Origin of the sequence: Pseudoalteromonas sp. CuT4-3 (genome assembly GCF_035666335.1) — a bacterium.
GTDB classification, from domain to species: Bacteria; Pseudomonadota; Gammaproteobacteria; order Enterobacterales; family Alteromonadaceae; genus Pseudoalteromonas; species Pseudoalteromonas atlantica.
In genome coordinates, this window is the sequence record NZ_CP142030.1 from 752,589 (window position 1) to 764,911 (window position 12,323).

General features: G+C 38.8%; 8 protein-coding genes, 1 tRNA gene and 1 pseudogene. 7 read left to right on the forward strand and 3 right to left on the reverse strand.

Annotated elements, in window-relative coordinates; all coding sequences use genetic code 11:
- Nucleotides 1–9: 9 nt before the first annotated feature.
- Both lptF and lptG read left to right on the forward strand, forming a co-directional pair.
- The gene (gene lptF / locus VOI46_RS03365) at nt 10–1,122 is read left to right on the forward strand and encodes an LPS export ABC transporter permease LptF (RefSeq protein WP_004588474.1); all 1,113 of its coding nucleotides are present in this window, start codon (nt 10–12) and stop codon (nt 1,120–1,122) included.
- A complete protein-coding gene (gene lptG, locus VOI46_RS03370; protein ID WP_004588475.1) occupies nt 1,119–2,186 on the forward strand; it encodes an LPS export ABC transporter permease LptG in 1,068 nt (355 codons plus the stop codon). The genes lptF and lptG overlap by 4 nt, the downstream gene beginning before the upstream one ends.
- A 296-nt stretch (nt 2,187–2,482) precedes the next feature.
- Here lptG and VOI46_RS03375 read toward each other — a convergent pair whose 3' ends face one another.
- The gene (locus tag VOI46_RS03375) at nt 2,483–2,983 is read right to left on the reverse strand and encodes an RDD family protein (protein ID WP_004588476.1); all 501 of its coding nucleotides are present in this window, start codon (nt 2,981–2,983) and stop codon (nt 2,483–2,485) included.
- A 306-nt stretch (nt 2,984–3,289) separates the two neighbouring features.
- Here VOI46_RS03375 and VOI46_RS03380 point away from each other — a divergent pair.
- Nucleotides 3,290–3,374: transfer RNA gene (locus VOI46_RS03380), tRNA-Leu, on the forward strand.
- 158 nt (nt 3,375–3,532) lie between these two features.
- On the opposite strand, the gene VOI46_RS03385 is transcribed toward VOI46_RS03380, so the two are convergent.
- Nucleotides 3,533–4,816: an ATP-binding protein gene (locus VOI46_RS03385; RefSeq protein ID WP_004588477.1), complete on the reverse strand. Its 1,284-nt coding sequence runs from the start codon at nt 4,814–4,816 to the stop codon at nt 3,533–3,535.
- Complete coding sequence (locus tag VOI46_RS03390) at nt 4,813–6,162, reverse strand: sigma-54 dependent transcriptional regulator (protein ID WP_004588478.1); 1,350 nt, start codon at nt 6,160–6,162, stop codon at nt 4,813–4,815. The genes VOI46_RS03385 and VOI46_RS03390 overlap by 4 nt, the downstream gene beginning before the upstream one ends.
- 356 nt (nt 6,163–6,518) lie before the next feature.
- Here VOI46_RS03390 and VOI46_RS03395 point away from each other — a divergent pair, with 356 nt between their 5' ends.
- The 4 genes and pseudogenes from VOI46_RS03395 to VOI46_RS03410 all read left to right on the forward strand — a co-directional run bounded on the left by VOI46_RS03395 (nt 6,519) and on the right by VOI46_RS03410 (nt 12,232).
- Nucleotides 6,519–7,769, forward strand: coding sequence for an HlyD family efflux transporter periplasmic adaptor subunit (locus tag VOI46_RS03395; RefSeq protein WP_004588479.1), 1,251 nt, complete (start codon nt 6,519–6,521; stop codon nt 7,767–7,769).
- 11 nt (nt 7,770–7,780) lie between these two features.
- On the forward strand, nt 7,781–8,515 hold the full coding sequence (locus tag VOI46_RS03400; RefSeq protein WP_004588480.1) for an ABC transporter ATP-binding protein: 735 nt from the start codon (nt 7,781–7,783) through the stop codon (nt 8,513–8,515).
- 81 nt (nt 8,516–8,596) lie between these two features.
- On the forward strand, nt 8,597–11,029 hold the full coding sequence (locus VOI46_RS03405) for an ABC transporter permease (RefSeq protein WP_004588481.1): 2,433 nt from the start codon (nt 8,597–8,599) through the stop codon (nt 11,027–11,029).
- 212 nt (nt 11,030–11,241) lie between these two features.
- Nucleotides 11,242–12,232: pseudogene (locus VOI46_RS03410) on the forward strand (fatty acid desaturase).
- Nucleotides 12,233–12,323: the final 91 nt, after the last annotated feature.

Here is a 12,323-nt window from a genome sequence, read left to right on the forward strand (position 1 = left end):
GGGCGAGCATTGCTTATTTTTCGTTATTTGACCGCTGAGGTTTTAAAATCGCAGGTCGCCGTATTTTTAACTTTAATGACCATTTTTGTGTCACAAAAGTTTGTGGTTATTTTAGGAGATGCCTCTGAAGGGAGCATTCCTGCCAAATTAGTATTATCGATGATTGCGCTTAAACTGCCGCAATTAGCTTCGCTGATCCTGCCATTGAGTATATTTTTGGGCATTATTTTAGCCTACAGCCGTATTTACGCCGACAGCGAAATGACCGTTCTTAAAGCCTGTGGGGTGAGCGAATGGTATGTGGTACGCGTTACTTTAATTTCGAGTGTGGGTTTGGCTATATTAGCAGCCTCTCTCACCATGTACCTTGCGCCGTGGGCGAGTGAGCAAGAGTACCAATTAAAAGAGCAAGCTAAAGCCGATGCGGGTTTATCTGCGTTAAGGGCTGGGCGGTTTCAACAAACCGGTAATGAAAAAGCCGTGGTGTTTATTCATAACATTGAAAACGGTGGTAAAGAGCTAAACAAAGTATTTGTAGCGCAACTGCCGGATACCGAAAAAGATGATCTTGCACGTTTAGTGTATGCCGAACAAGGTGTGGTGGTAGAGGCAATAAATGGCGAGCAACAATTAGTGCTAACCGATGGCAAACGCTACGAAACCGATGGCAAAACACCGGCTCTTAATTTAACGCAGTTTGATGGCTACAGCGTACAAATACGCGAGCAAGAAATAGAGCATCAGCGCCGTAAATTAGAAGCAATACCTACTAATCAACTATTGCCGCTCAATACCTCCGAATCTATAGCCCAGTGGCAGTGGCGTATTGCAATACCGCTTTCTATTCCGTTACTAACGTTAATAGCAGTACCGCTAAGTGTGGTTAATCCGCGCCAAGGTAAGTTTGCTAAATTAGTGCCAGCCATTAGCTTGTACTTAGGTTATTTTATCTTACTCAATGCTGCAAAATTTGCCGTAGAAGATGGCAAAATACCGCCTTCAATTGGTTTGTGGTGGATTCACTTGAGCGCTTTATTTATAGGTAGTTTATTAATTATAAAAGGTCGCCCATTGGGCGCCTGGCTTAAAGCCGTTGTAACAAAACGGGGGTTAAGCGCATGATGAAAACACTCGATTGGTACTTAGGCCGCAGCATTTTACAAACCACCGGATTTGCTTTGTTGGTGCTAGTAGGGATTAGTACATTAATTAAGTTTATTGATCAGCTAAAGTCGGTTGGTCGTGGCAGCTACGATTTAATGACCGCAACGCTTTACACCTTTTACAGTATGCCGGGCGATTTAGTTATATTCTTCCCGATGGCGGCGCTTATTGGTGGCTTAACAGGCTTAGGTGCACTGGCTTCAAACAGTGAGCTGGTGGTAATGCAAGCTGCGGGTATGTCGCGCTTGCAAATTATAGGCTCGGTAATGAAAACCGCCGTGTTTATGGCTGTGTGTATGATGGCTCTTGGTGAGTGGGGCGCACCAGAGGCGCAACAACACGCCAAAGAAATGCGTAATCAGGCAATTTATGGCGGCGATGTATTCAATGCGCAAAAAGGCGTATGGGCTAAAGATGGCAACAACTTTATTAATATTGAAGATGTAGATCAAAACGGCCGTTTAAACGGTGTGCACATGTATCAATTTGATAAGTCACTCGATTTAACTCAAATAACCAAAGCTAAAGTGGCCATTGGTCGTGATGAAGGTTGGCTATTACGCGATGTAAACAAGGTTCATATTAGTGATGAGAAAATAAGTAGTGAACACATTGATGAAGAGTTTTACCCTTCGCAATTAACGGGCGAAAAGCTTGGTGTTGTATCGGTAAAGCCTGAGTCGCTTTCCTTTACAGGGCTTTGGTCGTACTTAGGGTATTTACAGCAAAATGAGCAAGATACCAGCACCTATGAGCTGGCCTTGTGGCGTAAGCTAATGCAGCCAGTGTCTGTTGCCGTAATGCTACTGGTTGCACTGTCGTTTATATTTGGCCCGTTACGTACCGTTACTATGGGTGCGCGTATCATTATGGGTGTAGTAACGGGAATTGTATTTCACTTAATAAATGAGATATTTGGCCCTGTGGTAATGGTTTATCAAATACCCGCTATTATAGGCGCGGTACTGCCAAGTATACTATTTATAGGCTTTGCTACGTACATGATGAATAAGCGGGTATAGCCGTTATAAGCGCTTATTTAATACTAAAAAGGTGACCTATGGTCACCTTTTTTGTTTTTATAACGCGTTATTTAAAAACTAATAGCAATCAGCTTAATTAAGTGATCAAGTTGTGGCTGGGAAAACGTGTTGATAGCTAGGCAAAAAAATCGCTATTTAGTTGCTCTCAGCAATTGCTCCTGCATTGCTCTACCTTCTGCATCCATGCAGTCGTAAATGAGAATTTTTTACGCAGGTAGCGACAAGTTAGCCCCGCAAAATAATTAAGTATTATTGCGCATTGGTATAAATAGGTATTAATCTAGCTCGCGGTAAATACGTTTGTTTTCTTCTTTTGTAAGAGTAATTACCTCAGTTTTTGAGACATAGTCTTGCAGCGCTTTTTTGTTTTTAAAATCAATTAATACCACAAGGTTACCTAAACCAAGCAGGGCACTAAGGCTGCGAACAATAGACTGCGGCCAACTAATTAAGTTTCCTTCACTAGTTTGTACTTTTAAACGCCATGCGCGCATGCCAATAGTTTGCCCGCTTTTAGTCCAAAAATAGCCAAAAAATACTAAAGTAACAATAACAAGTAAGGCACTTCGAATACTCGACAGCAGCAGTGACTCTTGAATAAGTGCCGATACATCTTCAGCACCATTTAAACTAATAACATCAAGTGAAATAAGCCCTTGTACGGCAAACAAATAGAGCACAACCGTTAACATAGCAAACGCAATAATAGCTAACGTATCATAAACTAACGACGCAAAACGACGCCAAAAACCAGCTCGTGGAAACTCACCCGACATAAATACACTCTCACTGTTAATATGCGCGCTAGTTTAGCAAAAAAGCTCACAAATACTAAGCGCTATAGTTCAGTGATATACCTTGGCGTTATTATTAGCTGTATTTAATACTTCAACCAGTAAACGACATTTTGCACAGGCTGTCTAAATGTTAAGCGGTTGATCAGGCTAATGTCATAAAACGCTTGCTGCCACCCCTATTGTTTGTATAATGCTTGGCATAGAGACGAAGGCACATAAATAATCCTGAGCTCTAAAGTGGTTTTTCTTTATCTTCTCGTGTTTAGAAGATTAAAGAAAAATGACGCCAGCGTGATGAAATTGGTATACATGGGGGATTCAAAATCCCCTGCCGAAAGGCGTGCCGGTTCGAGCCCGGCCGCTGGTACCACTTTTTATGACCCTAACCAAATTGGTTAGGGTTTTTTTATGCCTGAAATTTGTGTTGGGACGGACTCGAGCGCCACTCAGAGTGGCGCTAATATAAGTTATAGTCCGCCTGCCGGGTGAGAGTGAACCGAAACGAAGTTTCGCAGTTGCTTAAATCTACTATATTGGCAGTAAAATTGTAGCTACGACGCCTTTTCTGTCATCTCTATTTACTAAACTCAAACTGCCTTTGTGTTGTTCAATCACGTTACGACAAAAACTGAGACCAATGCCTTGGCCTTGTTGTTTAGTGGTATAAAAAGGTACAAATAGATTATCTGGATTTGCAAGGCCATGTCCGTTGTCAGAGATGGTAATGCAGTTTACCGAGTTTTGCGTGCTAATTTTCAATGCTATTTTAACCGGGCTGGAGCTGGCTTCTATGGCATTTTTTATCAGGTTAATAATTACTTGATGTAAAAGTGTGCGATCGGCATTAAAAGTTGGGCAGTTAATGCTTTGGGTAAACTCAATATCAGGGTAAATAGCGCAAACTTGATTGAAAAAAGCCTGACTGTCTATCGTAATAATGCTCAGTGAAAGGGCTTTATTTATATCACCGTAGCGGGTTACAAACTCATTTAGGTAATTACAACGCTCACTTATTACGTTTAACGCTTGGGCCTGACGTGGCTCGGTAAGCTTTATCGCGAGGTTTTCGGCCATACCAATCACCGGAGTGAGCGAATTACGAATTTCGTGGCCAAGTACGCGAATTATTTGTTGCCATGCTTGTAGTTGGTTTTCGCGAAGAGCAGAGGTGATATTAATCATTACAATAAGTTGATGGCAACTGCCTTGCTCTATAAATTCACTGTGGCGTATTTGCCATTGCTGCGCAGTAATCGCATCGCTAAGTTGCCAATGAGCATCGCGCTTTATAAGTCCTAATGCCTCTGCGCTTGAGTAGCGTATAGTTTGCCATGGCGTATTTTTAAATTCACTGTATGCGTTGTTGGCATAACTTAGTTTGTTGTTTTGATCGAGCACCATTATTGGCACATTAAAGTGCTCAATTAGTTGATAAACCAAAAATACATGTTGATCATAGCGTGATTTATTTTTAAATAATTCTTCACTCAAAGTAATTAAGCTTTGTTGTAATTGCTTGATGCTTCCGCCTTGATAGCTTGGTTTAACGAGTTGGTTATAATCCTCATTCAAAATAGCATCTAGGTGAGCATGGTTACGATTAAAGCTACTTATAACTCTGTTATAAGTACTCATAAATAACTTAAAATAAATAACTAAAAAAAGCACTGCAATTGCTACTGAAGTTGCTGTCGACAAGGTAAAATATTGGCTAATGAAGTAGCAACCAAGTGCAGATAAACAACCGCTTAGTGCAGCAAAGCTTATTAAACTGCGCTCTAATGAAGAGCTAAAAAGCCAGCGTGCTTTCATACCGCAATGCCATACTTTTCAAGACGACGGTACATAGATGATTTACCTAGCCCTAATAACTTTGCAGCGTTAGGAATGTGACCTTGAGTTTGTTTTAATGCTAGATCAATAAGTTGGCGTTCAGCGCTTTCTAGGGTCATTAACGGTAGCGTATTATTAGCTTGATTACTATTTAGATTAAGATGAGTCGCATTTAAGGTATCTGTCGTTGCTAATAAAACAGCACGTTCAATAATGTGGCTTAACTCACGTACATTGCCTGGCCAAGAGTAGTGTAATAATGCAAGTTTGGCACAATCAGTAAGCTTTATTAAATTATGGTTATACTTTTTGGCGTGATGACTTATAAAGTGCTCACATAGTGGGATTATATCCTCTACACGTTTTCGTAATGGTGGAATAACAAATTCAAGCGTATTTAATCGGTAATATAAATCCTCCCTAAATGCGCTACTAGCGATGAGTTTACTAAAATCCCCATTGGTCGCACTTATCAGCCTAACATTAGCTTTTTTAGTGTAACTTGCACCTACCATTTCGTATTCTTGACTTTCAAGCACTCGCAGTAATTTAGCTTGTTGCGGGAGTGGAATATTAGCAATTTCATCTAGAAATAAACTGCCATTCTCAGCTAGTTCAAAGCGACCAATACGTTCACTTTTGGCATCTGTAAATGCCCCTTTTTTATGCCCAAACATTTCACTTTCAAATAACGACTCTACAATTGCGCCCATATTTACTGCAATAAAAGGCTGAGTTTTACGAGCTGATTGTTGATGGATCCATTGGGCTAACTGACTTTTACCTGTGCCATTTTCTCCGGTTAGTAAAATATTAGCATCAGTTTTTGCTACTTTTGCTAGTTGCCCAATCAGTTGTTGCATTGCTATTGAGTTATAAATAAAAGGCTGTGAAGGATGATCGCTTAATTGCTGCTGTAACTTTTTATTTTTCTTAGTGAGATCATTAAGTGTTAGCTGTTGCTGAAGTAATTTTAATAGTCGCTGATTTTGCCAAGGTTTTTCAATAAAGTCGCATGCCCCTTGTTGCATTGCACGTACAGCTAAGTCAACGCTTGACCAAGCTGTCATTGCTATTACAGGAATAGTTAATTGTTTTTTTTGTAAGTACTTTAAAAAAGTCATCCCTTCATTACCAGACGTTGTATCGCGCGAGAAATTCATATCGAGTAAAATTAGATTCACAGCCTGGTCTGTTTCAAGCAATGCCTGTGCCTCAAAAGGATCACTGCTTTCAAGCACCATATAACCGCTATCTTCTAAAATAAATCGCGCGCTTAGACGAATTTCGGGGCTATCTTCGATGATCAAAATAGTGGCAGGCATAAACTTCCAAGTAAAAGGGATAAGCTAAATTATTGTAGCGTAAAGCGATTTCTATGCCAGTGATTTTTATTTATTGAATTTCAAGCTGTTATTAACTAAACAGGGCTAAATATCCATGCATTAGTCCGAAATCGGACTGTGATGGTTCGGTTTCGGCACTGCGAAGGAGGTTAATAAAAATATAACTTTGCAAATTAGGGCTGTGAGTTTCAAATTGGCACTGAGGAGTCCGCTATTGCAGCTATTTATTAGATAAAGTAAGTAATATTGTAGTTAATCTCATGTATTTATTTAGTTTTTAATGTTGGCACGTGTTTCGCTATACCTTAAACATACAAAGTATTAAGCAGTGAAATATGGATATAGCAAAAACGACAAACACAAAAGCGTTAGCTGTTTGGCATAAATTAATTTTAGCCGCTGCTGTTATTGTGATAATTGGGGTTATTTATCAACAAAGTAACGAATCTGGAGTATCAGTTCCGCGTAGTAATATTATTGTTGAAACGGTAAAGCAAAGTGTATTAGACATTACAGTGACGGGTTATGGAGAATTAAAATCGGCACAGCAGCAGTTGCTTACAGCTAAATCAGCAGCCACAGTTAAAGCTATTTTATTAAAGCCTGGCGCTATTGTCAGTAGTGACTCCGTAATAGTGCAACTTGCAAACCCTGAACTAGATCAACAGTTACAAAGTGCTGAGCAAGAGCTTAATAAATTGAATGCGAACTTGCGCCAAATAAAGCTTAATAATACGCGCGAGCTGTTAAATGAGCGCTCCCATGTGGCACAAAGTTATGCAGCGTATGAAAATGCCAAATTAAAATTAAAGGCAGAAAAAGCCCTTGTTGAGCAAGGGATTGTATCAACCTTAAATTACCAACGTAGTGTGCTTGACGAGCAGCAACTTAACCAGCAATTGGCCATTGCTAAGCAGCGTGCAGAGCAGTTAAAAGAAGTACATAAAGAGGCGCAAAGTATTCAGTTGGAGCAAATAAAACAGCAGCAAGGTATTGTTGTTATGTCACAAACAAAGCTTACTAATTTATCAATAAAAGCAGGAATAAATGGTGTGTTACAGCGCCTACCTGTGGAGCTTGGACAAAGCGTTAATGCGGGGCAAGAAATTGCATTAATAGGCTCGGTTGATAGTTTAATTGCTTTGATTCAAGTTCCGCAAAATCAGGTTGATGATATTAGCTTAGGCCAAGTTGCACAAGTAGATACACGCCGAGGTATAGTAGATGCGCGTGTTACGCGTATAAGCCCTGTAGTCGTTAATAATACGGTAGAAGTAGAGCTTGCTTTGCCTAAGATATTACCCGAAAACGTGAGGCCGCAACTAAGTGTTAATGCAAATATTATTGTTGCAAAGCTCGCTAATGTTACCTTCATAGAGCGCCCTGCAAACGTTAAACCATATACCGAAGTTGCGCTATATCAGCTTAATCCAATATCAGGTGATGCAAGTTTAGTTAAAGTGAAATTTGGTCGTTTAGCTGGACGTTATATTGAAGTGTTAAGTGGTGTAGCTGTTGACCAGCAGTTGATAATCTCAGATTTAGCCAACCTTACTCAAACTAACCAAACAATTCACATAAATTAAGGATGAATACAATGGCAGAGCAAATAAATAAAGCCCTTAAGAGTGCCGTGCTAGAAATGAAAGGACTTAGTAAGGTATTTGAAACTGATGAGCTGCAAACTTATGCGCTGCGCAGTATTGAATTGAAAGTTTACAGCGGTGAATATTTGTCTATATCTGGGCCATCTGGGTGCGGAAAATCAACATTATTATCAATCCTAGGTTTACTCGATATGTCAACGAGTGGTGAATATTTTATTGATGGTGTGAATGTTTCTAAGCTGACGTTGAATCAAGCTGCTGAGATTAGAAACGCTAAAATAGGCTTTATTTTTCAGTCATTTAACCTAATTGATGAACTAAATGTATTTGATAATGTGGCATTGCCACTTCGCTACCATCACTCTAAACCAAACAAGCATGAGATTGCTGAAAAAGTAAAAGCATGTCTTGAAAAAGTAGGGCTTGGGCATCGAATGAGCCATAAACCAAGCCAGCTTTCAGGTGGTCAGCAGCAACGTGTTGCCATAGCGCGTGCCTTGGTGGCGGAGCCCACAATTTTGCTGGTGGATGAGCCAACAGGTAATCTTGACTCAAAATCGGGTGACCAAGTAATGCAAATATTGACTGACTTAAATAATGGGGGAACAACTATTTGCATGGTCACTCATGATCCTCGCTATGCCGATATGGCAAGTCGTCAGCTAAAGCTTCTTGATGGTGAATTACTTGGTGAAATAGCGGTAAAAGAGCCACTAAACGCTTAGATAGGTTTTTATCAGCGAGAATAAGATGAAAATATTTAAAACAAAAACCGCGATTAATCAGTTACTCAAAGGAGTGAGGTAATGACTTACAATTTTAAAAGTGCATTGCTTAATATCACACAGCATAAAATTTATAGTGTAAGTGTTGTTGCAACCTTGAGCATTGTTTTGGCGGCGTTAATTACAGTACTAACGCTTGCGTATATTATGCTGATAAAGCCACTCCCTTACCCTGAACAAACGCGATTAGTTAAAGCTGAGTACGCTCAAATAGACTCAACAGGGACGCTTAATACGCGTGCATTTAATTACCCTGCGCTAATTGATTTATATAAAAATCATAACGTATTTGAACAAGTCGCTTTGGTGTATTACGCACAACAACGCCTTGATGATGTAGCTGGCTTACCCATCGTGAATACGTCATTTGTAACACCGCAGTGGTTTGATTTATTTGCTATTAAGTTGCATTTAGGTCGAGGCTTTAGTGAAACAGAGAAATTAGACAGCTTTAACCCAGTAGCAGTGATCAGCTATCAAACATGGATAAATGACTTTGCTGGTAAAGAAGATATTATTGGGCAAAGGCTGGGAGTAGGAGGGCAGCAATTTAAAATTATTGGTGTAGCTGCTGCCAATTTTAAAGCTCCAGCTCTTATTAAAACTGGCCAAGAAACGGCTATATGGCTGCCTTGGGATTACAATTTAACATCTGAAGAAGCCAAACCTTTTTGGTGGAATCGTTATTCAGACAGTCATTTTGTTGCTAAATTACCAAGCAATACAAATTTAGTTCAAGCCAGTAAAAAGCTATCTCAGTATGTTGATAGTGTGTGGCAACAACATATTACAGCAGAGGCATTTTTTTCCGGTTGGCATATTCAGCTTGAGCTTAATCCACTGCAAAATGTGATATTAAAAGAAACGCCTAAAAATATTTATTGGCTTATTTTAGCTGTGCTAGGTTTGGTTATTATTGCGTGTGTAAACATTAGTAATGTATTTATTGTTCGTACAGCTGCGCGTAAGCATACCTTAGCACTAAGTGCTGCCGTAGGCGCAACACGGTTTATTTTGTTTAAACAATTTTGGCTTGAAATTGTATTATTAATAGGAAGTGCAAGCTTTATAGGCCTTACTTTATCCGCTGTTATTTTGGCTGAGTTGAGTCATTTAGCTCAGGCCATATTACCTCGAGCAAGTGAGTTATCGGTTAATATGGCCTCAGTACTTATTGCGGTATTGAGCTGTTTAATACTGAGCACTCTATTTGCCTATTTGTGTACGCGTATTATTAATTATCGTCAACTAATCGGTGGCTTAAAGTCAGCAGGAAAAGGTAAAACTGTACAGGTAAGTAAGCGTATTTGGCAAAGTTTGGTGGCATTTCAGGTCGCCATCACATGTACTTTATTATTTATTAATCTCTTAATTTTTAATGTTAATAATGCAAATATAAACGATGCTTTTACTCTGCCAATTAAGCAACTCACGAGTATTGAAATTAATTTAGCTAATTATTTATCAGCAGACAGAGAAAAGGCAAACCAAGTACTAAATCAAGCTGCTAATGAAATAGCGTTATTGCCAGAAGTCGCTCAGGTTAGCCGTTCATCCTCACCTATCAATGATAATTTAATTACCTGGTCACTCATTGAAGTCGCGAACAATAAATTGGTACTCCCGTTTGGTAAAGCCGTTGACGAGCATTATTTTTCAGTGCTTAAACAACCCATACTACAAGGGCGTAGTTTTTCAACTGAAGATATTAAAAGTGACGCCAATGTTATTGTTATCAATGATGTACTTGCCAAGCAGCTATCAAGTGATGGTAATGCGTTAGGGATGCGCTTAAGTTTTGATATTACATCTGGTCGTGAAAACGACTTAACAATTATAGGTATAGTTAAGGCGATGCCAATTCCAGGTAAAGCACTAAAAGAGCCAAAAGCCTTTTTGACTCGTCAAGGGTATCGCTCATTTATTGTAGAGCTTAAAAATAATCAACAATTAAAAAAGCAAACGCTCAATACATTATTGCAAAAAATAGATACAGGTATTTCAGTGCATAAACTTGAGTCGCTAAATTCTCAGCGTGATACTGCATTGTTTCGACAATACGTTGTATCAGCTACAACGATAATGCTAATTGTTGCGACAATAGTATTAACCAGCATTGGCTTGGTGAGTATTATGCGTTACTCAGTGCAGTTACGACGCGCTGAAATTGGTATTCGTTTATGTATAGGCGCTAAACCGTTAGATTTATTCTTGTTAGTATTTAAGCAAAGTGGCGCTGGTATTTTAATAGGGGTTTTATTAAGTGTTGGTATTTTATTTTTACTGCAACAGCAATCACAAAATATAGCTAATACAGTACCTACGTTAACTCAGTTAGTATTATTCCTTACTACCTTAATATTTGTAGTAATTCTTGGGGCAATAGCGTGTTACTTACCTCTAAATACACAATTAAAGCGCCCAGCAATTTCAGGCATACAAAGCGAAAGCTAAAACTTTTGTACAGCATGGCTTTTAAATTGGTAGCAAGCCCTAATATTTAGTTTCTAGGTGTGGTTGTTACAATACAACTGCACTTATAAATTACAACCTAATGAACAGGTCTGTTAATAAGTAAGCGCATTATAATAATTATTCCCGCTTTATTCCGATGTTGCGCTTAATTCAGATATTATTTGTACAACAAAGTTTTTAAGACATTATATATGAGCCAATTAACTGCCAAGCAAAATATTCAAGCGATTGTAAAAGCTATCAAGGCAGAGGAAGCATCACTTCGTCAAAAGTATCCATTACTTGCCCATCAAAATACCTTAGGGTTGATCATTTTATTGCTGTCGCTGAGTGTACTTATTGGCGTTGGGGTTTTATATTATTTGACTATAATACCTGCTTGGGTGTGTATAGTGCTAGCGGCTATTGCTGCGTCTATTTCCCATGAGTTAGAACACGATCTTATACATAAACAATACTTTAGTAACCAGCCGTTTATGCATAATTTTATGATGCTAACAGTATGGTTAATGCGGCCAAATACTATTAGCTCATGGTACCGACGTAAAATGCATTTACACCATCACAAAACCTCAGGCACACAACAAGACTTAGAAGAGCGCTTGGTAGGTAGCGGTATTAAAAACCCATTTTTACGTGCGCTAGTTATTGTAGGTGGGTTATTAGGGTTAGTTATTTCTACTAAACGTTTTAGAAAAATAAATTAATGGCTTTAATTTTTCGAGTGTTTTTAATGCGGGGTTTCCGATAGCGACTGCGTATTTTACTGTTTTATATAGTGTTATTGTGTTTCACTTCGTTGATTTATTTATACCACTTTCGCTAAATTCGCCTAGCTGGTTGTTAAGCACAATGAACGTGTTTGAATTTTTAATGGTGGTGCTAATAGTGCCTAATATTATTCGTTCAAGCTCGCTTAATTTTGTTACCTCAAGCATGCATTACTATGGCGGCGTTAATAATATGCTTGAACAAACACATGTACTAACGAGTCGTTTATTTATGCCGTTTCACTTGTTTTGTTTTAACTTTGGTAAAACGCATACCATTCATCACTTTGTGCCAAATCAGCCGTTTTATTTACGTCAAATGTTAAGTGAGAAAATACTTAAAGTAATGGCGCAACACAACGTGCGCTTTAATGATTTTGACAGCATAAAAAATGCTAACGCATTTAAATAATTACCCCCAACATAAGGGGAGGTTCTACATTGCTATTTTTATTTTTATAGTTTGAATAGCAATTATGTACCAAGCCTATTACTTGTTAACT

Bases quoted from the DNA above. Each gene is read 5' to 3' on its own strand.
- VOI46_RS03385 (WP_004588477.1), bottom strand. From the start codon at position 4,816: ATGAAAGCACGCTGGCTTTTTAGCTCTTCATTAGAGCGCAGTTTAATA.
- VOI46_RS03405 (WP_004588481.1), top strand. From the start codon at position 8,597: ATGACTTACAATTTTAAAAGTGCATTGCTTAATATCACACAGCATAAA.
- VOI46_RS03375 (WP_004588476.1), bottom strand. From the start codon at position 2,983: ATGTCGGGTGAGTTTCCACGAGCTGGTTTTTGGCGTCGTTTTGCGTCG.
- VOI46_RS03390 (WP_004588478.1), bottom strand. From the start codon at position 6,162: ATGCCTGCCACTATTTTGATCATCGAAGATAGCCCCGAAATTCGTCTA.
- lptG (WP_004588475.1), top strand. From the start codon at position 1,119: ATGATGAAAACACTCGATTGGTACTTAGGCCGCAGCATTTTACAAACC.
- VOI46_RS03395 (WP_004588479.1), top strand. From the start codon at position 6,519: ATGGATATAGCAAAAACGACAAACACAAAAGCGTTAGCTGTTTGGCAT.
- VOI46_RS03400 (WP_004588480.1), top strand. From the start codon at position 7,781: ATGGCAGAGCAAATAAATAAAGCCCTTAAGAGTGCCGTGCTAGAAATG.